Annotated in this window: 27 protein-coding genes; 18 read left to right on the forward strand and 9 right to left on the reverse strand. The window is 58.7% G+C overall.

What is annotated here, in order from left to right:
• Window positions 1–61 precede the first annotated feature (61 nt).
• The 7 genes from PMA3_RS23705 (at window position 62) to PMA3_RS23735 (ending at window position 4756) form a co-directional block, all read left to right on the forward strand.
• The gene (locus PMA3_RS23705) at window positions 62–631 is read left to right on the forward strand and encodes an electron transport complex protein RnfA (protein ID WP_064679468.1); all 570 of its coding nucleotides are present in this window, start codon (window positions 62–64) and stop codon (window positions 629–631) included.
• The gene (rsxB, locus tag PMA3_RS23710) at window positions 628–1638 is read left to right on the forward strand and encodes an electron transport complex subunit RsxB (RefSeq protein ID WP_064679469.1); all 1011 of its coding nucleotides are present in this window, start codon (window positions 628–630) and stop codon (window positions 1636–1638) included. The genes PMA3_RS23705 and rsxB overlap by 4 nt, the downstream gene beginning before the upstream one ends.
• Window positions 1625–2617 carry an RnfABCDGE type electron transport complex subunit D gene (locus tag PMA3_RS23715; RefSeq protein WP_064679470.1) on the forward strand — a complete coding sequence of 331 codons (993 nt, stop codon included), beginning with the start codon at window positions 1625–1627 and terminating at the stop codon, window positions 2615–2617. The genes rsxB and PMA3_RS23715 overlap by 14 nt, the downstream gene beginning before the upstream one ends.
• Window positions 2614–3225 (forward strand): RnfABCDGE type electron transport complex subunit G, encoded by a 612-nt coding sequence (locus PMA3_RS23720; protein ID WP_064679471.1) that lies wholly within the window; start codon window positions 2614–2616, stop codon window positions 3223–3225. The genes PMA3_RS23715 and PMA3_RS23720 overlap by 4 nt, the downstream gene beginning before the upstream one ends.
• A complete protein-coding gene (locus tag PMA3_RS23725; RefSeq protein WP_064679472.1) occupies window positions 3218–3805 on the forward strand; it encodes an Rnf-Nqr domain containing protein in 588 nt (195 codons plus the stop codon). The genes PMA3_RS23720 and PMA3_RS23725 overlap by 8 nt, the downstream gene beginning before the upstream one ends.
• Before the next feature lie 25 nt (window positions 3806–3830).
• The gene (gene nth, locus PMA3_RS23730; RefSeq protein WP_064679473.1) at window positions 3831–4469 is read left to right on the forward strand and encodes an endonuclease III; all 639 of its coding nucleotides are present in this window, start codon (window positions 3831–3833) and stop codon (window positions 4467–4469) included.
• 107 nt (window positions 4470–4576) lie between these two features.
• Window positions 4577–4756, forward strand: a complete 180-nt coding sequence (locus PMA3_RS23735; RefSeq protein ID WP_007898493.1) for a PA3496 family putative envelope integrity protein — start codon at window positions 4577–4579, stop codon at window positions 4754–4756.
• A gap of 88 nt (window positions 4757–4844) precedes the next feature.
• Here PMA3_RS23735 and PMA3_RS23740 read toward each other — a convergent pair whose 3' ends face one another.
• Window positions 4845–5471 (reverse strand): response regulator transcription factor, encoded by a 627-nt coding sequence (locus tag PMA3_RS23740; RefSeq protein WP_064679474.1) that lies wholly within the window; start codon window positions 5469–5471, stop codon window positions 4845–4847.
• 492 nt (window positions 5472–5963) lie between these two features.
• Here PMA3_RS23740 and PMA3_RS23745 point away from each other — a divergent pair, with 492 nt between their 5' ends.
• Window positions 5964–6644, forward strand: a complete 681-nt coding sequence (locus tag PMA3_RS23745) for a hypothetical protein (protein ID WP_064679475.1) — start codon at window positions 5964–5966, stop codon at window positions 6642–6644.
• Window positions 6645–6806: 162 nt separating this feature from the next.
• On the opposite strand, the gene PMA3_RS23750 is transcribed toward PMA3_RS23745, so the two are convergent.
• Together PMA3_RS23750 and PMA3_RS23755 are read right to left on the reverse strand one after the other, a co-directional pair.
• Window positions 6807–8024, reverse strand: coding sequence for an argininosuccinate synthase (locus PMA3_RS23750; protein ID WP_007898502.1), 1218 nt, complete (start codon window positions 8022–8024; stop codon window positions 6807–6809).
• 129 nt (window positions 8025–8153) lie between these two features.
• On the reverse strand, window positions 8154–9062 hold the full coding sequence (locus PMA3_RS23755) for a flagellar protein MotY (RefSeq protein ID WP_064679476.1): 909 nt from the start codon (window positions 9060–9062) through the stop codon (window positions 8154–8156).
• A gap of 160 nt (window positions 9063–9222) precedes the next feature.
• Here PMA3_RS23755 and pyrC point away from each other — a divergent pair, with 160 nt between their 5' ends.
• The gene (gene pyrC / locus PMA3_RS23760; protein WP_064679477.1) at window positions 9223–10269 is read left to right on the forward strand and encodes a dihydroorotase; all 1047 of its coding nucleotides are present in this window, start codon (window positions 9223–9225) and stop codon (window positions 10267–10269) included.
• Entirely contained in the window at window positions 10266–10943 is a 678-nt protein-coding gene (rnt, locus tag PMA3_RS23765) for a ribonuclease T (RefSeq protein ID WP_064679478.1), read from the forward strand. Before pyrC ends, rnt begins: the two co-directional genes overlap by 4 nt.
• Before the next feature lie 60 nt (window positions 10944–11003).
• Here rnt and PMA3_RS23770 read toward each other — a convergent pair whose 3' ends face one another.
• A complete protein-coding gene (locus PMA3_RS23770; protein ID WP_064679479.1) occupies window positions 11004–11606 on the reverse strand; it encodes a peroxiredoxin in 603 nt (200 codons plus the stop codon).
• 313 nt (window positions 11607–11919) lie between these two features.
• Between PMA3_RS23770 and PMA3_RS23775 the strand changes: the two genes are divergently transcribed.
• On the forward strand, window positions 11920–12138 hold the full coding sequence (locus PMA3_RS23775) for a bacterioferritin-associated ferredoxin (protein WP_064679480.1): 219 nt from the start codon (window positions 11920–11922) through the stop codon (window positions 12136–12138).
• A gap of 198 nt (window positions 12139–12336) precedes the next feature.
• Window positions 12337–12810, forward strand: a complete 474-nt coding sequence (bfr, locus tag PMA3_RS23780; protein ID WP_064679481.1) for a bacterioferritin — start codon at window positions 12337–12339, stop codon at window positions 12808–12810.
• 183 nt (window positions 12811–12993) lie between these two features.
• Here the strand turns inward: bfr and grxD are convergent, their stop codons facing one another.
• The 3 genes from grxD to PMA3_RS23795 all read right to left on the reverse strand — a co-directional run bounded on the left by grxD (window position 12994) and on the right by PMA3_RS23795 (window position 15963).
• Window positions 12994–13335 carry a Grx4 family monothiol glutaredoxin gene (gene grxD / locus PMA3_RS23785; protein WP_064679482.1) on the reverse strand — a complete coding sequence of 114 codons (342 nt, stop codon included), beginning with the start codon at window positions 13333–13335 and terminating at the stop codon, window positions 12994–12996.
• A 97-nt stretch (window positions 13336–13432) separates the two neighbouring features.
• Window positions 13433–15538, reverse strand: a complete 2106-nt coding sequence (locus PMA3_RS23790; RefSeq protein ID WP_064679483.1) for a molybdopterin oxidoreductase family protein — start codon at window positions 15536–15538, stop codon at window positions 13433–13435.
• A 134-nt stretch (window positions 15539–15672) separates the two neighbouring features.
• On the reverse strand, window positions 15673–15963 hold the full coding sequence (locus PMA3_RS23795; protein WP_064679484.1) for a hypothetical protein: 291 nt from the start codon (window positions 15961–15963) through the stop codon (window positions 15673–15675).
• Window positions 15964–16355: 392 nt separating this feature from the next.
• On the opposite strand from PMA3_RS23795, the gene argF reads away from it, so the two are divergent.
• Window positions 16356–17276 (forward strand): ornithine carbamoyltransferase, encoded by a 921-nt coding sequence (gene argF / locus PMA3_RS23800; protein ID WP_064679485.1) that lies wholly within the window; start codon window positions 16356–16358, stop codon window positions 17274–17276.
• Window positions 17273–18382, forward strand: coding sequence for an ABC transporter ATP-binding protein (locus PMA3_RS23805; RefSeq protein ID WP_064679486.1), 1110 nt, complete (start codon window positions 17273–17275; stop codon window positions 18380–18382). Before argF ends, PMA3_RS23805 begins: the two co-directional genes overlap by 4 nt.
• Window positions 18383–18512: 130 nt before the next feature.
• Here PMA3_RS23805 and PMA3_RS23810 read toward each other — a convergent pair whose 3' ends face one another.
• Together PMA3_RS23810 and ybaK are read right to left on the reverse strand one after the other, a co-directional pair.
• Entirely contained in the window at window positions 18513–19295 is a 783-nt protein-coding gene (locus tag PMA3_RS23810) for a PhzF family phenazine biosynthesis protein (RefSeq protein ID WP_064679487.1), read from the reverse strand.
• 106 nt (window positions 19296–19401) lie between these two features.
• The gene (gene ybaK, locus PMA3_RS23815) at window positions 19402–19872 is read right to left on the reverse strand and encodes a Cys-tRNA(Pro) deacylase (protein ID WP_064679488.1); all 471 of its coding nucleotides are present in this window, start codon (window positions 19870–19872) and stop codon (window positions 19402–19404) included.
• Between the two features lie 362 nt (window positions 19873–20234).
• Here ybaK and PMA3_RS23820 point away from each other — a divergent pair, with 362 nt between their 5' ends.
• The 4 genes from PMA3_RS23820 to glpD all read left to right on the forward strand — a co-directional run bounded on the left by PMA3_RS23820 (window position 20235) and on the right by glpD (window position 25382).
• Window positions 20235–21086, forward strand: a complete 852-nt coding sequence (locus PMA3_RS23820) for an MIP/aquaporin family protein (protein WP_064679489.1) — start codon at window positions 20235–20237, stop codon at window positions 21084–21086.
• 76 nt (window positions 21087–21162) lie between these two features.
• On the forward strand, window positions 21163–22668 hold the full coding sequence (gene glpK, locus PMA3_RS23825) for a glycerol kinase GlpK (RefSeq protein ID WP_064679490.1): 1506 nt from the start codon (window positions 21163–21165) through the stop codon (window positions 22666–22668).
• Window positions 22669–22763: 95 nt separating this feature from the next.
• Window positions 22764–23519 carry a DeoR/GlpR family transcriptional regulator gene (locus tag PMA3_RS23830; protein ID WP_007916700.1) on the forward strand — a complete coding sequence of 252 codons (756 nt, stop codon included), beginning with the start codon at window positions 22764–22766 and terminating at the stop codon, window positions 23517–23519.
• A gap of 324 nt (window positions 23520–23843) precedes the next feature.
• Window positions 23844–25382, forward strand: a complete 1539-nt coding sequence (gene glpD / locus PMA3_RS23835; RefSeq protein ID WP_064679491.1) for a glycerol-3-phosphate dehydrogenase — start codon at window positions 23844–23846, stop codon at window positions 25380–25382.
• Window positions 25383–25659: the final 277 nt, after the last annotated feature.

The following is a 25659-nucleotide window of genomic DNA, read 5'->3' on the forward strand; positions in this document are numbered from 1 at the left end:
GGATAATGCCTAACCTTGTTAGACAGCTCCATTGGAAAGCCCCGTTCTTACCGGCACGATCATGACCGAGATACTGCTTACGCTTATCAGCGCCGCCCTGATCAACAACCTCGTGTTGCACTGGCCCCTGGGCGTCGATCCGCTGCTGGGCACCGAGCGCCGCCAGGTGCATGCGCTGGGTATTGCGACGACGAGCCTGATGCTGATTGTCGGCATGGCGAGCTACGCGCTTTACCACGGGTTGCTGGTTCCTTTTGGGCTGACGCCGCTGCGCCTGTTCGTGTTTCTGCCATTGAGCGTGCTGTTGATCGCACCCTTGTTGAAGTTGCTTGCCCGGTTGCTTAAGAAGCTTTCGTTCGAAGGCCTCTGGCCGCTGCTGCTGGGCAACGCCGGCGTGCTCGGCCTGGCGCTGATCAATGTTCAGAACGACAAGGGATTCTTCCACACCACGGCGGTGAGCCTGGGTGCCGGGTTGGGTTTCTGGCTGGTACTGAGCCTGTTCAGCGACTTGCGCCAGCGCACTCTTGATAACGATGTCCCCCTGCCCTTTCGCGGCCTGCCGATCGATCTGATCGGCGCCGGTCTGATCGCAGTGGCTTTTCTCGGATTCAGCGGGCTGATCAAAACATGAGTCTGATTCAACGCATCGACGCCCTCCTGCCGCAGACCCAATGTGGCAAGTGCGGCCATCCTGGATGCAAGCCCTACGCCGAAGGCATCGCCAGCGGTGAGCCGATCAACAAGTGTCCGCCGGGCGGCAGCGAAACCATCGCGGCCCTGGCTGAACTGCTGAAGGTGCCGGTGCTGGAGCTGGACGTGAGTCGCGGTGCGGCGCCCGCGCAAATCGCCTTTATCCGCGAAGCCGAGTGCATCGGCTGCACCAAATGCATCCAGGCGTGCCCGGTGGACGCCATCGTCGGCGCAGCAAAGCTGATGCACACCGTCATCGTCGATGAATGCACCGGTTGCGACCTCTGCGTAGCGCCCTGCCCGGTGGATTGCATCGAGATGCGACCACTGCCGCTGTCTACGGTAGTGCCGGTGGTCGGCGGCCTGGCGTTCAGTCTTGAACAGCAACAAGCTCGTGCCGCCAAACGCAATCACGCACGGCGCCGGTTCGAACGGCGCAACGACCGCCTGCGTCGTGAAGAAGAACACAAACTCGCCGAGCGCCAGGCCCGGGCGCTACGCGCCGCGTCGCAGCACAGTGACGCGGCGCTCGACCCGGTGCAGGCAGCCCTTGAGCGCGTGCGCGCGCAAAAGGCCGCCAATGCCGATGCGGCGTTGAAAAAGGCGAAGATCGATCTGGCGATGAGCCGTGCGCAACTGAACAAATCACTCAAGGCTTTCGGGCATCCGCCGACGTTCGAGCAGCAATCGCAACTGATCGTGTTGCAACAGCAGTTCGAAGCAGCCGAGCAGGCTTTGGTCAAACTGGAAAGCAGTGCGCCAGCAGTTCCGGCGCCTGCTGCCCCGATGAAACATGCAGATCTGAATCGGGCCAAGATCCAGTTGGCCATGCGCCGCGCCGAACTCAAGAAAGCTCAAGCCAGCGAAGCTCCAGCCGAACACATTGCCGCACTGGAGCGTGCTGTCACTGAAGCCGAGCATCAGGTGGACGCCCATGCCACTGCCTGAATCGGTCGACGAACGCCTTCAGCAGGCCATGAAACAGGTATTGCTGGCCACAGTGCCGGGGCTGCTGGTGTTGTTCTGGTGGTATGGCTGGGGCGTCTTGATCAACCTGATTCTGACGGGTGTGACCGCACTGACGGTTGAAGCGCTGGTGTTGCAGCTGCGCAAGCGCCCCATCCAGCCAACCTTGAGCGATGGCAGCGCCCTGGTTAGTGCCACGCTGCTGGCACTGGCGTTGCCCCCTTATTGCCCATGGTGGCTGACGGTCAGTGCTGCCGCTTTCGCGCTGTTGTTCGGCAAGCACTTGTATGGCGGCGTCGGCAAGAACCCTTTCAACCCGGCCATGCTCGGTTTTGCCATGGTGATGGTGACCTTTCCCCAACAGATGACCCACTGGCCGTCATCCCATGGCATGGACCTGCTCGGTGGTTTGCAGCAGGTGTTCGGGTTCAGTCTCGACCAGACGCCGGATGCCTGGGCTCAAGCCACGGCGCTGGACAGCCTGCGGATCAACAACAGCCTGACCATGGACGAACTCTTCGCCGGCAACCCGGCGTTCGGCCAGTTCGGCGGGCGCGGTATGGAATGGGTCAACCTGGCCTTTTTGGCGGGCGGCGCGTTTCTGCTGCAACGACAGGTATTCAGCTGGCATGCGCCGGTCGGCATGCTGGCCAGCCTGTTTATCATCAGCCTTCTGTGCTGGAACGGCTCCGGCTCCGATTCCAATGGCTCACCCCTGTTTCATCTGCTGACCGGTGCGACCATGCTGGGTGCATTTTTCATCGTCACTGAACCGGTGTCCGGCGCAAAAAGTCCCGTCGCCAAGCTGCTGTTCGGCGCGGGCGCGGGATTGCTGACGTATGTGATTCGCACATGGGGTGGCTATCCGGACGGCGTGGCCTTTGCCGTACTGCTGATGAATCTCTGTGTACCGACCCTGGAGCGGTACAGCGCCTCCAGGCAGGAGCGGGCTGCGTCATGAATCGTGCGCCTGGCGTGGTGATCCTGGTGTTGCTGACGGGTCTTGGGATCGGCGCGACATACTTCGTGCAGCACATCAGTGCGCCGCGCATTGCCGCCGAACAGCGCTTGATCGACAGCCGCAACCTGCTCGACCTGCTTCCCCCCGACAGCTACGACAATCAGCCTCTGGAACAGCCACTGGGCCTGGCCGGCATTGTCTTGCCCAGCAGCACACTGCTGGGTGGCTACCGGGTGACCAAGTCGGGCCAACCCAGCGCCGTATTGCTGCGCAGCCAGACCCTGGGTTATGAAGGTTCGATCGAGCTGCTGATCGCCATCGGCGCAAATGGCCGGTTGCTGGGCGTCAAAACCCTCAGACAATCGGAAACGCCGGGGTTGGGTGGCAGGATTGCCGACTGGCCAAACGCCTGGCTTCAGGTCTTTGCCGGCAAATCGCGAGCCGAACCCGGCGATGCAGGCTGGGCCCTGAAAAAAGATCAGGGAGCATTCGATCAGATCGCGGGCGCGACCATCACTTCAAGAGCGGTGATCCACGCCATTCATGACGCGTTGAGCTACTTCGATGAACACTCGCAACAGCTGATCGGGAGCAGTGCCCATGAATAACTCATCGACGCTGCAAAATTCGCTGATGCTGGCACCCCTGATCGGCGCGACGGACTCACTGATGAAGGCGCTGGGCCTGTGGCTGATGTTCATCGTGGTGAGCAGTGTCTTTGGCCTGTGCATGGCCGCCTTGCGCGCTCGACTGATGCCCGCGGCACAGGTAGTGGCTGGCGTCGTGCTGGCGGCAACGCTGACCAGTTGCGCCGAACTCGGCGCGCAGGCCTGGTCGCTTCAATGGCATCAACATATGGGGATCTATGCAGGATTGATCGCCCTGCAATGCGTCGTCATGGACCAAACCGGTTTTTTCCAGCGTACAGGCCCTGATCGCCTGCGCCTGTGCGCCCTGTTCGGCGCGTTGTTAACGGGTATGGGCCTGCTGCGAGAGCTGATCGGCAGCGGCACACTGGGCAACCACCTGCCCTGGCTGGCTGGCGCCACATCACCGGACTGGCAAGGCTGGGTCCTGACCGCCGACGGTGGCATGCGCCTGGCTATCCTGGCGCCCGGCGGGTTCATTCTGCTCGGGCTGCTGCTCGCCGCCTGGCAGGCCTGGGCGCGCCCGACGCCTTCACACTGACTGTCCTCGAGGAAACTCACTGCCCATGAATGCTGCAAAACGCCGGGAAATTTTCCGCAGGTTTCACGAAGACAACCCGGAACCGAAGACCGAACTGGCCTACTCGTCGCCGTTCGAATTACTGATCGCCGTGATCCTTTCGGCACAGTCGACCGATGTCGGCGTCAACAAGGCCACCGCCAAGCTCTATCCGGTGGCCAATACGCCGGCTGCGATTCATGCCTTGGGCGTCGAAGGCTTGTCGGAATACATCAAGACCATCGGCCTGTTCAACAGTAAAGCGAAAAACGTGATCGAGACCTGTCGTTTGCTGCTGGAGCGTCATGGCGGCGAAGTGCCGCAAACCCGCGAAGAGCTGGAAGCGCTGCCCGGCGTCGGTCGCAAAACGGCCAACGTGGTGCTTAATACCGCATTCCGTCAGCTGACCATGGCCGTGGACACCCACATCTTCCGGGTCAGCAACCGAACCGGGATTGCTCCGGGCAAGAATGTGGTCGAGGTTGAAACAAAACTGATGAAGTTCGTGCCGAAGGAATACCTGCTCGATTCCCATCACTGGCTGATTCTCCACGGTCGCTACGTCTGCCTGGCTCGCAAGCCCCGCTGTGGCAGTTGCCGGATTGAAGACCTCTGCGAATACAAGCACAAGACTTCGGACGATTGAGGCGCTATTAGGTTTATTGATTTATCGATTGAAAAAATCTTTTTTACCCGCCGCTCGAATGTCGATATAAGGGGCCCCAAAGGCAGTCTTAGCCTGGAGTTGACCCTATGAGTACTGGCAAAGAGCAATTGGACGTAGAAGACGACTTCACCCCCGTTGAGGCTGATGACGCCGAACCTGTGGTTGAAGTGGCAAAGACCAACCTCAGCAAACGCCGCACCATTGACAATCTGCTGGAGGAGCGCCGACTGCAAAAGCAATTGGCCGATTACGATTTTGACCTATGACACCTTAAAAGCCTCCCTAAACGGAGGCTTTTTACCAAGCGCCGCCCCCGATAAACGCCTCTAACGCTTAACGTCAACGCTGCCGCCGTTACACCAGACCATTGCGTTGCGCCAATTCGATCAGATCAACCAGGGAGCGCGCATTGAGCTTCAATAACAAGCGAGTCTTGTAAGTGCTGACGGTTTTGTTGCTGAGGCACATTCCATCGGCAATCTCCTTGTTGGTTCTTCCCTGGGCCAATTGCTGCAACACCGTCATTTCCCGCCCCGACAGACGATCCACCATATCGGACTCACTGGCATTCCCCAGACTGCAACGCACAGTGTGCAGGGCTTGATTCGGGAAATAACTGTAGCCTGACAACACGGCCTTTATTGCACTAAGCAACTCCGTGAGATCCTGTTGCTTGCAGACATATCCGGCTGCCCCCGACTGCATGCAACGCATGGAGAAATGACCCGGTGCCTGGGACGTCAATATCAATACTTTCATTGGCATTGCCGCCGATGTCAGACGTGCAATGACTTCCAACCCATCGAGTTTCGGAATGCCAATATCGAGAATGACAATATCGGGCAGGAGTTCGCGAGCAAGTTGTAACGCATCCACGCCATTATCTGTTTCTGCAATGACTTCGTAGCCATGACGTTCCATCAGCATACGTACCGCGAGACGAATGACGGGGTGATCATCCACGATCAGCACTTTATTCATGGGCAAGTCCAATTTCGCTGTTCGAATTTTTAGAGCCCGCACAATAGCCTAGTCGTTTCACCCATGGCATGCCGCCCCCCCCGGCCACCCACAGCAAGAGACATTCCCTACACACAACACAGATTATTCCTACAAAAATTCTTCGAATACACTGCTTCCGAAAACTCATCAGCTGCCCGATCTGTCACGCCTCGACAGTTTTTTGTATCTATATGCGACCACATAACAAACGAAAAGACTCAGGAGCCAAAAATCAGGCCTGCAACGATACTTGAACTATCTTGAAAAGTAACCGATATTTTCCAAACCAGAGCGCACATCAAAAACCATATCTTTCCAACCCCCCATTCACACAGCCAAATAACAATAAAGAACCTAATATAATGTAACAGATATACCCGAAACACTAATAAGCAGTTACCCTCTTGAGTAGCAGACCTAAACCTTTCCCACAAACCCATGAGCAAAGACAAACTTAAATGAGAATAAAACATGGAAAATATCAAACAAAGGATCACCAACCCCCTGACACTCATTGCGATATTCGCAACACTGTCTGAAACTTCAGCGGCTATCTCCCTGCCCTTCCTTGATGATGAAGAAAGAGATACCTACATCTGGTTCTTGATCAGCTTTCCTTTTTATTTGCTCTTTCTTTTCTTTGCCACACTCAACTTCAATTATCGGTCGCTTTATGCACCCTCCGATTTTGAAAACGGCGAACACTTCATCAAAGCCATGAACAATGCCGATCGCCCGGGCAAGACCGACTCCAGGCTGACATCAAAAAAAACGGCACGAAGGCAACCGAAGATTGATCCCGACCCCACACCCCCACCCTGTTGCGCACAGGACCTTCCAGGGACGGATCTGCAAACTGCGGCGGAGCACCACGTCCGCCTGCCGGAGCGGTTCAAAGACCTGTACATCGTCGATGTACGCGGGATGAGCCAAAAAATCGAGCTGGGCGCCTCGGTGGAGAAGATTCAACAGGAACAGGGAAAACCTGCGCACGCAATCGTGTTCATCACCTGTACTGAGTCAGAGAAACTACTGAAGGAGAGCTCATTCAAACAGGTAAAAAACACAAAGAAGCACAGTGGTGCGTCGCTCTATGTTGCTTACAATTTGAATTCAAATGGCGTGACGGTCATTGATCAAACGCGTCCCTGACGCAGAGCGGTCAATGGCGAATGAAAACCGGTAGAGGACTGGCAGGAAAGTCAGCACGCTGCATCGCAATGTCAGGCAGAACATCCCCCATTCAGAACTGTGGCCTTGTCGACGACAAGGCCACAGATTCAATCACGGCGCAGCAGCAAGCGCTCTGACATCTCAGAACAGCTTGCGGCCTTTGTTCGCCGCAATACGCATGCGCAAGGCGTTGAGCTTGATGAAGCCCGCCGCATCGGCCTGGTTGTAGGCGCCGCCATCTTCCTCGAAGGTCGCAATGTTGGCGTCGAACAACGATTCGTCGGACTTGCGGCCAGTGACGATCACGTTGCCCTTGTACAGCTTCAGGCGCACGACGCCGTTCACATGGGCCTGGGAGGCATCGATCATCTGTTGCAGCATCAGACGCTCAGGGCTCCACCAGTAACCGGTGTAGATCAGGCTGGCATATTTAGGCATCAGCTCATCCTTGAGGTGAGCCACTTCGCGGTCCAGGGTGATCGATTCGATCGCACGGTGAGCGCGCAGCATGATGGTGCCGCCCGGGGTTTCATAGCAGCCGCGGGACTTCATGCCGACGTAGCGGTTCTCGACGATGTCGAGACGGCCGATACCGTGTTCGCCACCGATACGGTTCAAGGTCGCCAGCACGGTGGCCGGGGTCATTTCGACGCCGTCCAGCGCGACGATGTCGCCGTTGCGGTAGGTCAGTTCCAGGTACTGCGCCTTGTCAGGAGCCTTCTCCGGGGAGACGGTCCATTTCCACATGTCTTCTTCGTGCTCGGTCCAGGTGTCTTCCAGCACGCCGCCTTCATAGGAGATGTGCAGCAGGTTGGCATCCATCGAGTACGGGGATTTCTTCTTGCCGTGACGCTCGATCGGGATGTTGTGCTTTTCAGCGTAATCCATCAGCTTTTCACGGGACAGCAGGTCCCATTCGCGCCACGGCGCGATGACCTTCACGCCTGGTTTCAAGGCGTAGGCGCCCAGTTCGAAACGCACCTGGTCGTTACCCTTGCCGGTCGCACCATGGGAAATGGCGTCGGCGCCGGTTTCGTTGGCGATTTCGATCAGGCGCTTGGCGATCAACGGACGGGCGATGGAAGTACCCAGCAGGTACTCGCCTTCATAAACGGTGTTGGCGCGGAACATCGGGAACACGAAATCACGCACGAATTCTTCGCGCAGATCGTCGATGTAGATTTCTTTTACGCCCATGGCCTGAGCCTTGGCGCGGGCCGGTTCGACCTCTTCGCCCTGACCCAGGTCAGCGGTGAAGGTCACGACTTCACAGTTATAAGTATCCTGCAGCCACTTGAGGATCACCGAAGTGTCCAGGCCGCCGGAATACGCCAGAACGACCTTGTTTACGTCCGCCATGCCATCACTCCACGGGGTTCTACGGAAAGCCGTCAAGTCTACCGGTCATGCAGAATAATTTACAGGGGCGCGACAGCTTATGACGACGAAGCGACAGATTATGTCAAGCGAGCGACTATGGCAGCGTTCTCAGGACGTCGATGCCGCGCTCACCGTCGCCGTGGCGCGAGGGGCCGGCTTTTCGGTCGGCGCCATCCGCGCGAGGTGGACATTGACCCGACGGTTTTTCGCCCGGTTGGCGGCAGTGGTGTTGGGCGCCAAGGGGTAACGTTCGCCGTGGAAGCGCAGGGTGATCTGCGACTCCTGGATACCGTTGGCCTTGAAGAACTCCATGACCGCCAAGGCCCGGCGTCGCGACAGGTCCCGGTTGGTCAGGCGGTTGCCGCTGTTGTCGGAGTGACCGTCGAGTTCGATGTGATTGACCGTCGGGTCGGCCTTCATGAACTCCAGCATCTCCTGCAATTGGGCCTTGGCCTGCCCATCGAGATCGATGCTTTGGCCGTGGAAGCCGATCCGGGATTGTTTGACCTGTTCGAAATTCTTCGGCAACAGCCTCGCTACACAGCCCTGATATTCGCTGAAGGCCTTGCTGAACTTGACCGGCAACAGACGCACTTCCGATACCCGGCCATCGCCCGAAGAGTGCCGCAGAACCGGACTGCGGCCATCCATCAAGCCATTGATCAAGCGAGCGGCCTGCACTTGCGAACTCCTGAACAGCACATTGCCGCTACCGATTTGCACGGCACCGAGATTGATGTCGCCACGCCCCGGCTGCCATGGCGCCGCAGCCGCCAGCAAGGTCGCCGAACCACCGCCGATGATCGCGTTATAAGCCTTCAGTCGAAATGTTGCCTGCTCACCGGCGCGACGCACGAACTCACCCGCGCCAAAATCGGTGATCGGCTGACTCAGGCGGCATTCGAACTTGTCACCTTCGACCGTCCACTCGATGCTCTCCAGGCGAGTCTGGAACGTGAGCGCCATCGCAGGAAGGCTGGCAAACACACTGAGCAAGGCTAAATACCACTGGCGCACGGGAGGCTCCACAGACTTCCACAACAAAAAAGACCGACACACAAATGTTCACGGCATACCCGTTGAATATCGGAAGCTTCCCGTAAAACTTGATAGCGAGTGCCTGAAAGTGTCTTTTCCGGTAGCATTCCCCAGAGTTTGACCCGCCTGGAATCCCCTCATGTCCGACCGCCTGACCCTGCTGCGTCCCGACGACTGGCACATTCATCTTCGCGATGGTGCCGTGTTGACCAATACCGTTGCGGATGTTGCGCGCACCTTTGGTCGCGCCATCATCATGCCCAACCTGGTACCTCCGGTGCGCAACGCCGCTGAAGCCGACGGCTATCGCCAGCGGATTCTCGCTGCACGCCCGGCTGGCAGTCGTTTCGAACCATTGATGGTGCTTTACCTGACCGACCGCACCCAGCCCGAAGAAATTCGCGAGGCCAAGGCCAGCGGTTTCATTCACGCCGCCAAGCTGTACCCGGCCGGCGCGACCACCAATTCGGACTCTGGCGTCACCAGCATCGACAATATCTTCCCTGCACTCGAGGCCATGGCCGAAGTCGGGATGCCCTTGCTGGTCCACGGTGAAGTCACCCGTGGCGATGTCGACGTGTTCGATCGCGAAAAAATCTTCATCGACGAGCACATGCGTCGTGTGGTCGAGCGTTTCCCTACGCTCAAAGTGGTGTTCGAACACATCACCACCGCTGACGCCGTGCAGTTCGTCAATGAGGCCTCGGCCAACGTCGGCGCGACCATCACCGCCCATCACCTGCTGTACAACCGCAACCATATGTTGGTGGGCGGGATTCGGCCGCATTTCTACTGCCTGCCGATTCTCAAGCGCAATACGCACCAGGAAGCGCTGCTCGACGCCGCCACCAGCGGTAGCGACAAGTTCTTCCTCGGCACCGACTCGGCGCCCCACGCCCAGCATGCCAAGGAAGCCGCGTGCGGCTGTGCCGGTTGCTACACCGCTTATGCCGCGATCGAGATGTACGCCGAAGCCTTCGAACAGCGTAACGCGCTGGACAAGCTCGAAGCCTTTGCCAGCCTGAACGGCCCGCGTTTCTACGGCCTGCCGGTGAACACCGATCGCATCACCCTGGTCCGCGAAGAGTGGACCGCCCCGACCAGCCTGCCCTTTGGCGAGCTGACTGTAATCCCGCTGCGCGCCGGTGAAAAACTGCGCTGGCGCCTGCTGGAGGAACACGCGTGAGTGAAGACCATTTCGACGACGAACAGGACGGTCAAGGCGGCGGAGGTGGTTCGCGCCACCCGATGGCTGAGCGCTTCCGTGGGTACCTGCCAGTTGTTGTCGACGTTGAAACCGGGGGTTTCAACTCTGCCACTGACGCCTTGCTGGAAATTGCCGCAACTACCATCGCCATGGATGAAAAAGGGTTTGTTTACCCCGACCACACCTACTTCTTTCGCGTCGAGCCGTTTGAAGGCGCGAACATTGAAGCAGCGGCCCTGGAATTCACCGGGATCAAGCTCGATCACCCGCTGCGCATGGCTGTGAGTGAAGAAGCGGCGCTGACCGATATCTTCCGCGGCATCCGCAAGGCCCTGAAGGCCAACGGTTGCAAGCGGGCGATTCTGGTCGGGCACAACAGCAGCTTCGATCTGGGCTTCCTCAACGCGGCGGTTGCGCGTCTGGACATGAAGCGCAACCCCTTTCATCCGTTCTCCAGCTTCGACACGGCAACCCTGGCTGGCCTGGCTTACGGCCAAACCGTACTGGCCAAGGCCTGTCAGGCAGCCGATATCGATTTCGACGGTCGCGAGGCCCACTCGGCTCGTTATGACACCGAGAAGACGGCCGAGCTGTTCTGCGGCATCGTCAACCGCTGGAAACAGATGGGCGGCTGGGAAGACTTCAACGACTGACCGTAACGACCATAAAAAAACCGGCCTCCAGGGCCGGTTTTTTTATGCCTCGAACCTGCCTTACAGCGCAGCAGCGTTCTCGGTCAGGTAAGCCGCAACGCCTTCGGTCGAAGCGGTCATGCCCTTGTCGCCTTTTTTCCAGTTGGCAGGGCAAACTTCGCCGTGCTCTTCGTGGAATTGCAGAGCGTCGACCAGACGGATCAGCTCTTCGATGTTACGGCCCAGCGGCAGGTCGTTGATGATCTGCGAGCGGACAACGCCTTTATCGTCGATCAGGAACGCGCCACGGAATGCCACGCCGCCTTCGGACTCAACGTCGTAGGCCTTGGCGATTTCGTGCTTCAGGTCGGCTGCCATGGTGTAACGGACTTCGCCGATGCCACCATTGTTGACCGGGGTGTTGCGCCAGGCGTTGTGAGTGAAGTGCGAGTCGATCGAAACGGCGATCACTTCAACATTGCGTGCCTTGAAGTCGGACATGCGGTTGTCCAGCGCGATCAGCTCGGACGGGCAAACGAAGGTGAAGTCCAGTGGGTAGAAGAACACCAGGCCGTATTTGCCTTTGATGGCCGACGACAGGGTGAAGCTGTCTACGATTTCGCCATTGCCGAGTACGGCCGGTACGGTGAAGTCAGGGGCTTGCTTGCCTACGAGTACGCTCATTGGATATCTCCTGGTGTAAAAACGTGAAGTTCCGGGTTTGCGCCAGCCTGCCACCGTCAGGCGACAGCCCTGTGACACGCACCCGCTTCATAAGGACCGGCCATCATACACTGCGTTTTTGAGCTGTCCTTAACGGTTTTTCGCAGACAGGTTAAAATGCTTCCCGGCGCTTACTGGCACATTGCTTTGGAAAAAACCGTTCGTCGGTCGCGCGCCCTCATAACGCGAAGCTGTCAGAAACCACTTTGACAATCATTCTCGTTAACATTAAGATCCATCGCAATTGAGTCACAACCAGCGACGGTTTTCACTTATGTATGTCTGCCTCTGCACTGGCGTCACCGACGGCCAAATCCGCGATGCAATCTATGAAGGATGCTGTAGCTACAAGGAAGTCCGCCAGGCTACCGGTGTTGCCAGCCAATGCGGCAAATGCGCCTGCCTTGCCAAGGAAGTGGTCCGCGAAACCCTGACCAAAATACAATCGGCCCAGGCTGCGATTCCTTATCCTGTAGAATTTACCGCTGCATAAATACCGTATTTCAAAGAACCGGACAGATGTCCGGTTTTTTTATGCCTGAAAATCAATCAGTTACGCTCTAGACGCGGAATACAAACATTCTTATTCCGATTAATTTTCACTTAACTTTCAATAACTTAGGTTTGACACTCTTACTTGTGCGGCTCAAACTCTGACTTATAGACAGCTAATACAGGGCAGGACCCCATCATGAAAGGCGACATTACAGTCATCCAGCATCTCAACAAGATCCTTGCCAATGAGCTGGTCGCGATCAATCAATACTTTCTGCATGCGCGCATGTACGAAGATTGGGGTCTGAACAAGCTCGGCAAGCACGAATACCACGAATCCATCGACGAGATGAAGCACGCGGACAAGCTGATCAAGCGCATCCTGTTCCTCGAAGGTTTGCCTAACGTCCAGGACCTGGGAAAGCTGCAGATCGGCGAACACACCCAGGAAATGCTTGAGTGCGACCTGCGTATCGAAAAAACCGGGCATGCCGATCTCAAGGTGGCGATCGCGCATTGCGAAACCGTTGGCGACTTCGGTAGCCGTGAACTGCTCGAAGACATTCTTGAGTCCGAAGAAGAACATATCGACTGGCTGGAAACCCAACTGGGCCTGATCGATAAAGTCGGTCTTGAGAACTATCTGCAATCGCAGATGGGCGAAGAGTAAACCAGCGCCCCCGCTCTTGCTCCTACAGCCAAAAAAAGCCCCGCTCTCTTTTAAAGAGGCGGGGTTTTTTATGCCTGCTCTTGTAGGAGCGAAGCTTGCTCACGAAGAACGATGACGCAGTATTTCCTGTAGAACGAGGCACCCTGTTCGCGGGCAAGCCTCGCTCCTACAGGAGGGACCGGATCAGGCTTCGCTCTTGTTCGCAGCAGCAGCTTCGACAGCAGCCTTGATCGTGGCCTGCAACGAACCGTCTGCAGCCATCTCGGTCATGATGTCGCTACCGCCGACCAGCTCACCACCGACCCACAGTTGCGGGAAGGTTGGCCAGTTGGCGTATTTTGGCAGGTTGGCGCGGATTTCCGGGTTCTGCAGGATATCCACGTACGCAAACTTTTCGCCACACGCCATCACGGCCTGCGCGGCTTTCGCGGAGAAGCCACACTGCGGGGCATTCGGCGAACCTTTCATGTAAAGCAGAATGGTATTGTTGGCAATCTGCTCTTTAATCGTTTCGATGATATCCATGGAGCACCTCGGCTGAACTTTCCGACTCGATGGTCGGCACGGTGGCGCATTGTAACGGAAACCCGAGCGCCATGCTCGGCCTCCCCGACAGACTTGATCAAGCCGCCGCCACGGTGACAGGCACACCGTTCAACGCCGCATTGCCCGACAACTCGTCGAGCTGACATTCATCCGTCAGGTCGTTGGCACTGGCGCCTGGCTGGCCACTGGCGATCGTCATCTGCACGCCCGGCCGCGCATGGCCCCAACCGTGAGGCAGGCTGACCACGCCTTTCATCATATCCAGGCTGCCCAGCACTTCAACTTCGATGACACCGACCCGCGAACTGACCCGAACTCGTTGCCCGTCGTTGAGCCCACGACTGGCCAGATCGTCCGGGTGCATCAGCAACTGATGGCGCGGCTTGCCCTTCACCAGACGGTGATAGTTATGCATCCACGAGTTGTTGCTGCGAACATGACGGCGGCCGATCATCAGCAGCTCATCGAAGGCCGGGACTTGCAAGGCGGCGAAACGCGCCAGGTCGGCAAGGATCGCCGCCGGTGCAGCCTGAACTCGCTGGTTGGCGGTTTTCAGACGTGGAGCCAGGTTGGATTTCAGCGGCCCGAGATCGACACCATGCGGATGATCGAGCAGGGTCGCCAGCGACAGCCGGTGTTGCGACGCATCGCCATACAGCCCCGCCCGCAAGCCGCGATCGATCATCTGCGCTGGCGGGATCGTCGGTTTCAGTTCCTTGCCGGTCTTCGCGGCAAACGCCTTGGCCAGCCCGACGAAAATCTCCCAGTCATGCAACGCACCTTCCGGTTTGGCCAGAATCGCGCGGTTGAAGCGCGTCACGTTACGTACCGCAAACATATTGAAGGTGGTGTCGTAGTGATCGTTTTCCAGCGCCGAGGTCGACGGCAGGATCAGGTCGGCATACCGCGTGGTTTCATTGATGTACAGGTCGACGCTGACCATGAACTCCAGCCCGTCGAGCGCCTGTTCCAGTTGCCGGCCGTTGGGGGTGGAGAGCACCGGATTGCCCGCCACGGTGATCAGCGCCCGAACCTGCCCTTGCCCTTCGGTGAGCATCTCTTCGGCCAGCGCCGACACCGGCAGTTCGCCAGCGTATTCGGGACGCCCGGACACCCGGCTCTGCCACAGATTGAAATGCCCGCCCGAAGTCGAGGCCACCAGGTCCACGGCAGGCTCGGTGCACAATGCCCCGCCCACTCGATCAAGATTGCCGGTCACCAGATTGATCAGCTGCACCAGCCAATGGCACAGGGTGCCAAACGCCTGGGTCGAAACGCCCATGCGCCCGTAGCAGACCGCTGTCGGCGCCGCCGCGAAGTCCTGCGCCAATTGACGGATCTGTTCAGCCGGTACGGCGCACAGCGGGCTCATGGCCTCGGCAGTGAACCCCTTCACCGCTGCACGCACCTCCTCCAGACCGTCTACAGGCAAATGACTGTCGCGGGTCAGGCCCTCAGCGAACAGGGTATTGAGTAACCCGAACAGCAACGCCGCATCGCCACCCGGACGCACGAACAGATGCTGATCGGCCATCGCCGCCGTTTCGCTGCGGCGCGGATCGACCACCACCACTTTGCCGCTCCGGGCCTGAATGGCCTTCAGGCGTTTTTCCACGTCCGGCACGGTCATGATGCTGCCGTTGGACGCCAGTGGATTGCCGCCGAGGATCAGCATGAAATCGGTGTGATCGATGTCCGGGATCGGCAATAGCAAACCGTGGCCGTACATCAGGTGACTGGTCAGGTGATGGGGCAACTGGTCGACCGATGTCGCAGAAAAGCGGTTGCGGGTTTTCAACAGGCCGAGAAAGTAGTTGCTGTGGGTCATCAACCCGTAGTTGTGCACGCTGGGATTGCCTTGATAGACCGCCACCGCGTTCTGCCCGTGACGCTCCTGAATCGTCGCCAGGCGTTCGGCGACCAGGTTGAAGGCGTCTTCCCACTCGATAGGCAGCCATTCGCTGCCGACCCGCCGCATCGGCTGCCGCAGGCGATCCGGATCATTCTGAATATCCTGCAGCGCAACGGCCTTGGGGCAGATATGCCCGCGGCTGAACGTATCCTGGGCATCACCCTTGATCGAGGTGATCTGCACGCGGCCTTCGACCTCGGTGGTTTCGATGGTCAGGCCGCAGATGGCTTCACACAGGTGGCAGGCACGGTGATGGAGAGTCTTGGTCATGGCCAGTCTCTGTCTTGTTCTGGGCGGGCATTGTCGGCCGCGGGAACAAAACTATGGCGCGTGCCCCGTCGCTACGCCAGCGACGTTCGTCTTGTGAATCGGCAGCCATCAGGCCAGCCGATGGCTGCCCCGAATCAGTTGGGCGGGGGGCCAGGCGGGGCCTGCAATTGAATTTCCTGAACGGTTTCGATCTGCTCCTGGGCAAGATGCACGCCAGTCAGCTCGCCGATCAGTCGCCAGTGCTCGTCGAGGCCGGTGCTGATGGTCGCCATGCGGTCGATCATCCGCCGGCCGGCGCCCTTGGTGACTTCATCGTTACTGCGCATCAACTCGAAGGACATCGAGGTCATGGACGCGGTGAGATGGGTCAGGGAGCGGGCCGTGAGGCTGAGTAATTCCATTAACTGCTGTTCTTTCGATTCCATTCCAAAGCCTTCCCTGCGTCGCTTGAACCTTAGTTATAACCCAGCCCTCTGCTTTATCAAATGTTTCAGACCGCCAAAGCTCGACTGGAGGCCAGAAACCGACCGTCGCCCTGCCCTCGCCGCCCGGTTTTATTGCAAAGCCCTGCAAGCCCAGTGTACAAATGACGGGCTGCTGTCAGGAAACCGGCTTCAAAAGCGCTACTGCGGTCACCCCGTAGCCCCTCTGAAATCCCCGTACACCGTAGCCCATTGGAAAAACGCGACATTTAATGTCAATATCGCGCCTTCCCCTATTTCGTCGCCCCGTGCGGCTTACGCCGCAGGTCTCGCCCGTTTTTTTAATTAAACAAGGCTTTGAGTATCTGCGGTCTGTTGCAAAAAGGTAGTCAATGATGAGCGCAAGGCACTTTCTCTCCCTGATGGATTGCACGCCCGAAGAGCTGGTCAGCGTGATCCGTCGAGGCGTTGAGCTCAAAGACCTGCGTAACCGCGGCGTACTGTTCGAGCCCCTCAAAAACCGCGTGCTCGGGATGATTTTCGAGAAATCCTCGACCCGCACCCGTATTTCGTTCGAAGCCGGCATGATCCAGCTCGGTGGCCAGGCGATCTTTCTGTCGCCGCGCGACACGCAACTGGGCCGTGGCGAGCCGATCGGCGACTGCGCCATCGTGATGTCGAGCATGCTCGATGCCGTGATGATCCGCACCTTTGCCCACAGCACCCTGACCGAATTCGCCGCCAACTCGCGCGTGCCGGTGATCAACGGCCTGTCCGACGACCTGCACCCCTGCCAGTTGCTGGCGGACATGCAGACGTTCCTCGAACATCGCGGCTCGATCCAGGGCAAGACCGTGGCCTGGATCGGCGACGGCAATAACATGTGCAACAGCTATATAGAAGCGGCGATCCAGTTCGACTTCCAGTTGCGTGTCGCGTGCCCGGAAGGCTTCGAGCCCAATCCGGAATTCGTGGCCAAGGCTGGCGATCGGGTGACCATCGTCCGCGATCCGAAGGATGCCGTGCGCGGCGCCCACCTGGTGAGCACCGACGTCTGGACCTCCATGGGCCAGGAAGAAGAAACCGCCAAGCGCCTGAAGCTGTTCGCGCCGTTCCAGGTGACCCGCGCCCTGCTCGACCTGGCTGCCGAGGACGTGCTGTTCATGCACTGCCTGCCCGCTCACCGTGGCGAGGAAATCAGCCTTGATGTGCTCGATGACAAGCGCGCCGTCGCCTGGGATCAAGCGGAGAACCGTCTGCACGCACAAAAGGCCCTGCTCGAGTTTCTGGTCGAGCCGGCGTATCACCACGCATGAGCCATCCCTTACTGCTTAACCTGCGCAACCTCGCTTGCGGCTATCAAGACCAGCGGGTGGTACAGAACCTCAACCTGCATTTGAATGCCGGCGATATCGGTTGCCTGCTCGGCTCTTCGGGCTGCGGCAAGACCACCACCCTGCGGGCGATTGCCGGTTTCGAACCGGTGCACGAAGGTGAAATCCAGCTGGCCGGGGAAACCATATCCCGGCCCGGCTTCACCCTCGCTCCGGAGAGGCGCCGGATCGGCATGGTGTTCCAGGACTACGCGCTGTTTCCGCATTTGAGCGTGGCCGAGAACATTGCCTTCGGGATCCGCAAGCATCCGCAGAAGAATCGCGTCATCGAAGAGCTGCTGGAACTGGTCAACCTGAAAAACCTCGGCAAACGCTTCCCCCATGAGCTATCCGGTGGCCAGCAGCAACGTGTCGCCCTGGCCCGTGCCCTGGCGCCGGAGCCGCAACTGCTGCTGCTCGACGAACCCTTCTCCAACCTCGATGGCGAACTGCGACGCAAGCTCAGCCACGAGGTGCGCGACATCCTCAAGACCCGTGGCACCAGCGCGATCCTGGTGACCCATGACCAGGAAGAAGCCTTCGCGGTGAGCGACCATGTGGGGGTTTTCAAGGAGGGTCGCCTGGAACAATGGGACACGCCCTACAACCTGTATCACGAACCGCTGACGCCTTATGTCGCCAGTTTCATTGGTCAGGGCTATTTCATTCGCGGTCAGCTGAACAGCCCGGAGTCGGTGCAGACCGAGCTCGGCGAGCTGCGCGGCAACCGGGCCTACACCTGGCCGATCGGGGGGGCCGTTGACGTGCTGCTGCGTCCGGATGACATCGTTTATGCACCGGACAACGGCTTGAAGGGGAAAATCGTCGGCAAGTCGTTCCAGGGGGCGTCGACCTTGTATCGCCTGCAGATGCCGACGGGGGCGCAGCTGGAGTCGATTTTCCCCAGCCATGCCGATCATCAGGTGGGTGACGAAGTCGGCATTCGTGTTGCGGCTGAACACCTGGTGCTGTTTCAGGCCACCGGCAGTATCGCGGCGCAGATTCCGGCCAGCGAATCTGGTGTCCGTCGGTACAGCGCTGCCAGTTGAAATCTGAAATCTGACATGGAATTGGAGATCTGTAGGAGCGAGGCTTGCCCGCGAAGGCGTCAGTCCAGCCACTGATGATGTCGCCTGACACGACGTCTTCGCCGGCAAGCCGGCTCTACAGGGATCGGAGTCAACCCAGGATCAGCGTGCCGCTCGCAACAAGCGTCGCATCCCCGCCAATCTTCACCCGACCCCCTTCCAGCCGGCAGAACAACTGCCCTCCCCGCGCCGAACATTGGTAAGCCGTCAGGTCCGACTTGCCCAAACGTTTCGACCAATAAGGAATCAGGCTGCAATGGGTCGATCCGGTCACCGGGTCTTCGTTGATGCCGATCGCCGGGGCGAAGTAACGGGAAACGAAATCGTGCTTGTTGCCCCGTGCGGTCACAATGGCGCCCAGCCATGGCAGTTTCGCCAGGGCGACCATGTCTGGCTGGCAATCGAGCACCGCTTGTTCCGACTCCAGCACCACAAACAATTCATTCGAACCCAGCACATCGACCGCTTCAACTCCGAGCGCACGCTCGACGTCCAGGGTCACGCCCACTTCCGACGGGAAGATGGCGGGGAAATCCAGCCATAAGCGCCGACCCTCACGGCTGACACTCAACGGGCCGGACTTGCAGATGAAGTCCAGACGCTCGACCGGCTCCCTGTAGATCTCAAACAGCACGTAAGCGCCGGCCAACGTCGCGTGACCGCACAACGGTACCTCGGTACTCGGGGTAAACCAGCGGATGTGCCAGTGCTGCCCTTCACGCACCACAAAGGCGGTTTCGGCGAGATTGTGCTCGGCGGCGATCTTCTGCATCAACTCGTCGGCGAGCCAGGCATCGAGCCGATAAACCATCGCCGGGTTGCCACTGAACAGTCGATCACTGAACGCATCGACCTGATGAAACTCAAGCTGCATAACCACCTCCCTTTGTTTGTTTACCAAGCATGCAACCGCGGGAAACCAGGCGCCAGTGACAGAGCCGGGCAATTTTCACCAGACAGCGCCTGTCGGATTGCCCTGCTCAGGCGCGGCCGATATCAGCGAACTGCGCCCGGGTGTGTTCGGCCAGCACGGCAGGTGCCAATTCGACTTCCAGCCCCCGTCGACCGGCGCTGACAAAAATGCTCGCGAAAGGCTGGGCCGATTTATCGATAAAGGTGCGTAAACGTTTTTTCTGCCCCAGCGGACTGATCCCACCCAACAGGTACCCGGTAGATCGTTGTGCCGCCGCGGGATCCGCCATTTCGACTTTTTTGACGCCCGCCGCATGCGCCAACCCCTTCAAATCGAGACTTCCGACGACCGGCACCACCGCCACCAGCAATTCACCCTTTTCACTGGCTGCCAGGAGTGTCTTGAACACCTGCGCCGGGTCCAACCCCAATTTCTCCGCTGCCTCCAGCCCATAGGACGCTGCCTTTGGATCATGTTCGTAACTGTGCACGCGATGTTCGGCACGAACTTTTTTCAACAAATCCAACGCAGGGGTCATGGCAGCTCCAGGCTTGTCGACAGAGGAAAAATACTGCGCTGGATTCTAGGACATTGCTCGACAAATGGCTCTATTGCAGTGGTGTTTCACCTGTTTGGTGCAGGCTTGTGCCGTTCGTCCATGTTCAGCCCGCAGCGTGAACGATGTGGTCATTCATGTGACTAACAGTTCGATTGTGACTGACGGTTCACTTTCGACCTTTGACAGCAGCGTTTCTTGTCTATATTTTTTCGAATACGAATACGGTACAAATGTCCCATCGCTGTACCCAGCAGCAGGCCGAGAACAGGATGGGGATCCTGCCTTGGTGAAAATCGCGCTTTATGAAAAAGCGCCAGACAACAACAAAAACGAGGTTTTCAATGACAACTGCTTTACAACAACCGTCGCTCTCGAGCCAATGCATGGCCGAATTCCTGGGTACTGCGCTACTGATCTTCTTTGGTACGGGTTGCGTTGCCGCGCTCAAGGTCGCGGGCGCCAGCTTTGGCCTTTGGGAAATCAGCATCATCTGGGGTATTGGCGTGAGCATGGCGATCTACTTGACCGCCGGTGTTTCCGGGGCGCACCTCAATCCTGCCGTCAGCATTGCCCTGAGCATTTTCGCCGATTTCGAAAAGCGCAAACTGCCTTTCTATATGCTCGCCCAGATCGCTGGCGCTTTCTGTGGCGCGTTGCTGGTGTACACGCTGTACAGCGGTTTATTCTTCGATTATGAACAAACCCACCATATGGTGCGTGGCACTCAAGCCAGCCTCGAATTGGCGTCAGTGTTCTCAACCTTCCCCAACCCGGTCTTGACCACGGCTCAAGCCTTCCTGGTGGAAGTGATCATCACCGCCATCCTGATGGGCGTGATCATGTCCCTGACCGACGACAACAATGGCCTGCCGAAAGGCCCGCTGGCCCCATTGCTGATCGGCCTGCTGATTGCCGTGATCGGCAGCTCGATGGGACCGCTGACCGGTTTCGCGATGAACCCGGCACGTGATTTCGGCCCCAAGCTGATGACTTTCTTCGCGGGCTGGGGTGAAATTTCCCTCACCGGCGGACGCGATATCCCGTATTTCCTGATTCCGATTTTTGCACCGATTGTCGGTGCCTGCCTCGGTGCTGGCGCCTATCGCGGGCTGATTGCCCGTCATCTGCCCAGCCCCATGCCTGGTACAACGGACGCAGCACCCGCCATTGACGGCAAACCAAGAACTTCTTGATAGCGTTGGCGTGCGATCCTGCCCACTTCGATCCCGCGCCTGATCCCACTCCCTTATTTCGTCCAAGGCAATCGACATGACCGACATTCAGAATAAGAACTACATCATTGCCCTCGACCAGGGTACGACCAGCTCCCGCGCGATCATTTTCGACCGTGACGCGAATGTGGTCTGCACCGCACAGCGCGAATTCGTCCAGCATTACCCCCAGCCCGGCTGGGTCGAACACGACCCGATGGAAATCTTCGCCACCCAGAGCGCGGTGATGGTCGAGGCCCTGGCTCAAGCCGGCCTGCATCACGACCAGGTAGCGGCCATCGGCATCACCAACCAGCGTGAAACCACCGTGGTCTGGGACAAGATCACCGGCCGCCCGATCTACAATGCGATCGTCTGGCAGTGCCGGCGCAGCACCGAAATCTGCCAGCAGCTCAAACGCGATGGTCATGAGCAATACATCAACGACACCACCGGCCTGGTCACTGACCCGTACTTCTCCGGCACCAAGCTCAAGTGGATCCTCGATAACGTCGAAGGCAGCCGCGAGCGCGCACGCAAAGGCGAATTGCTGTTCGGCACCGTCGACAGCTGGCTGATCTGGAAATTTACCGGCGGCAAGGTGCACGTCACCGACTACACCAACGCCTCGCGCACCCTGCTCTTCAACATCCACACCCTGGAGTGGGACGCGAAGATGCTGGAGGTACTGGATATTCCGCGTGAAATGCTGCCGGACGTTAAGTCCTCGTCCGAGATCTACGGCCACACTAAAAGCGGGATTGCCATCGGCGGTATCGCCGGCGACCAGCAAGCCGCCCTGTTCGGTCAGATGTGCGTCGAGCCGGGCCAGGCGAAAAACACCTACGGCACCGGCTGCTTCCTGCTGATGAACACCGGCGATAAAGCCGTGAAGTCCAAACACGGCATGTTGACCACCATCGCGTGCGGCCCCCGCGGCGAAGTGGCTTATGCGCTGGAAGGTGCCGTGTTCAACGGCGGCTCAACCGTTCAATGGCTGCGTGACGAACTGAAGGTCATCAACGACGCCCATGACACCGAATACTTCGCCAACAAGGTCAAGGACAGCAACGGCGTGTACCTGGTACCCGCCTTCACCGGCCTGGGCGCGCCCTACTGGGATCCGTATGCCCGCGGCGCATTGTTCGGCCTGACTCGCGGCGTGCGCGTGGATCACATCATTCGTGCCGCATTGGAGTCGATTGCCTACCAGACCCGCGACGTACTCGATGCCATGCAACAGGACTCCGGCGAACGCCTCAAGTCCCTGCGTGTGGACGGCGGCGCAGTGGCGAACAACTTCCTGATGCAGTTCCAGGCCGACATCCTCGGCACTCAGGTCGAGCGTCCGCAAATGCGCGAAACCACGGCATTGGGCGCCGCCTACCTGGCCGGCCTGGCCTGTGGCTTCTGGGGCAGCTTGGACGAGTTGCGCGGCAAGGCGGTGATCGAGCGCCAGTTCGAACCGACCCTGGAAGAAAGCGCCAAGGAAAAACTCTACGCCGGCTGGAAAAAAGCCGTCAGCCGCACGCGCGATTGGGAACCGCACGAAGGCGCCGAATAAGCCAACCCGGGTATTCGTATCGGTATGTAACTGGCAGGGAGCAGATTCCTCCGGCATCATGGGCAAATTTTGCACGGCAGCCCAAAGGACGCCCCATGAATCTGCCTCCCCGTCAGCAGCAAATCCTCGAACTGGTCCGCGAACGCGGCTATGTCAGCATCGAGGAAATGGCCACGCTGTTCGTCGTTACACCGCAAACCATCCGCCGCGATATCAATCAGCTCGCGGAAGCCAATCTGTTGCGTCGCTACCACGGCGGCGCAGCCTACGACTCCAGCGTCGAAAACACCGCCTACGCCATGCGTGCCGACCAGATGCGCGATGAAAAACAGCGTATCGGCGAAGCCATTGCCGCGCAAATCCCCGATCACGCCTCGTTGTTCATCAATATAGGCACCACGACCGAATCGATTGCCCGGGCGCTGCTCAATCACAATCACCTCAAAATCATCACCAACAACCTGCACGTGGCCTCGATGCTCAGCGCCAAGGACGATTTCGACGTGCTGCTGACGGGTGGCAATGTGCGGCGTGACGGCGGTGTGGTCGGCCAGGCCAGTGTCGACTTCATCAACCAGTTCAAGGTCGACTTCGCCCTCGTGGGTATCAGTGGTATCGATGAGGACGGCAGTCTGCTGGACTTCGACTACCAGGAAGTACGGGTTTCCCAGGCGATCATCGCCAATGCGCGCCAGGTGATTCTGGCGGCAGACTCCAGCAAGTTCGGGCGCAATGCCATGATTCGTCTGGGGCCGATCAGTCTGATCGATTGCCTGGTGACCGATCAGCAGCCGGTGCCGGCGCTGGCGCAGTTGTTGAGCCAGCACAAGATTCGGTTGGAGGTCGTTTAACCGCGAAAGCGGTTAAACGACCTGTAGGAGCCAGGCTTGCCGGCGAAGGCATCCTCGAGTACGCCTTCGCCGGCAAGCCTGGCTCCTACAAAGATTGCGTGAAACCTGTGGGAGCGGGCTTGCCCGCGATGACGATCGCCTACGCAATACACCTCTTGCGCCTTATCGCGCACTTAAATGTTCGAAAATTTTCCTTTCCTAGCCCTTCGATTAGTATTTTCAATCGAAGTTAACTGGCTGTGGGCGACTTTATGGGCTACCATTTTCGCAAATGAACATTAATGTTCGAAATCAAATACCGAAAATAAAGCCCGAGGCCAGCCGATGCCCACTTCTACCTTGCCTACGCCCCCTCTCGCCGAGGTTTACGATATCGCCGTCATCGGCGGCGGAATCAATGGCGTGGGGATCGCAGCGGATGCCGCCGGTCGCGGTCTTTCGGTGTTCCTTTGCGAAAAGGATGATCTGGCCAGCCACACCTCGTCGGCCAGCAGCAAGCTGATCCACGGTGGCCTGCGCTATCTCGAACATTACGAATTCCGCCTGGTGCGCGAAGCCCTGGCCGAGCGCGAAGTGCTGCTGGCCAAGGCGCCGCACATCGTCAAGCAGATGCGCTTCGTGCTGCCGCACCGACCGCACCTGCGTCCAGCCTGGATGATCCGTGCCGGCCTGTTCCTTTATGACCACCTGGGCAAACGGGAAAAGCTCGAAGGCTCGAAGAGTCTCAAGTTCGGCCCGGACAGCCCGCTGAAAAGCGAAATCACCAAAGGCTTCGAATATTCCGATTGCTGGGTCGACGACGCGCGCCTCGTGGTGTTGAACGCCATGGCCGCCCGCGAGAAAGGCGCCCACGTTCACACCCAGACCCGTTGCGTCAGCGCTCGTCGCACCAAGGGTCTGTGGCACCTGCATCTGGAACGTGCCGATGGCAGCCTGTTTTCGATCCGCGCCAAGGCACTGGTCAATGCGGCAGGCCCGTGGGTCGCCAAGTTCATCCGTGACGACCTGAAAATGGAATCGCCGTACGGCATCCGCCTGATCCAGGGCAGCCACCTGATCGTGCCGAAACTGTATGAAGGCGAACACGCGCACATCCTGCAAAACGAAGATCAGCGTATCGTGTTCACCATTCCGTACCTGAACCATTTCACCCTGATCGGCACCACCGACCGCGAGTACACCGGCGATCCGGCCAAAGTGGCGATCACCGAGGGCGAAACCGATTACCTGCTCAAAGTGGTCAACGCTCACTTCAAGAAACGCATCAGCCGCGACGACATCCTGCACAGTTATTCCGGCGTTCGTCCGCTGTGCAACGACGAATCCGATAATCCGTCGGCCGTGACCCGCGACTACACCCTGGCATTGTCGGGCACTGGCGAGGAAGCGCCGCTGCTGTCGGTGTTCGGCGGCAAGCTGACCACCTACCGCAAACTGGCCGAGTCGGCGCTGGCGCAGCTGGCTCCCTACTTCAGCCAGATCAAGCCAAGCTGGACCGCGACGGCCACCCTGCCCGGCGGCGAAGACATGACCACCCCGCAAGCCTTGTGCGCGAAGATCCGCGACACGTTCGACTGGGTGCCGACCGAGATCGCCCGCCGCTGGGCCACCACCTACGGTAGCCGTACCTGGCGCATGCTTGAAGGTGTGCAGAGCTTGACTGATCTGGGCGAACACATCGGCGGCGGTCTCTATACCCGCGAAGTCGATTACCTGTGCAGTGAGGAATGGGCGACCACCGCGCATGACATTCTGTGGCGTCGCAGCAAGCTCGGCTTGTTCACCACACCGGCAGAACAGCAGAAGCTGGCGGACTATCTGAGCAAGGTCGAACAGAACCGCAGCAAGATCGAAGCGGCCTGATCGGCAAGCCGGTTGAAGCAAAGCCCCTGAATCCTGCGATTCAGGGGCTTTTTTTGCATGCTGGATGACTCCAGCGCCCCCCTGTAGGAGCGAGGCTTGCCCGCGAAGGGATCGCCGCGGTCTGCCTGAATATCCGCGTCATCGTTCTTCGCGGGCAAGCCTCGCTCCTACGGGGGCGCGTTGCGTTCGCATTCGGTTTTCCGAACGCGACCTGCCGGTCAATTCGGTTTACCGGATCTTCGGCCACAGAAAACCATGCCATTAATATTTAATACCC

Source organism: Pseudomonas silesiensis, from assembly GCF_001661075.1.
Taxonomy (GTDB): domain Bacteria; phylum Pseudomonadota; class Gammaproteobacteria; order Pseudomonadales; family Pseudomonadaceae; genus Aquipseudomonas; species Aquipseudomonas silesiensis.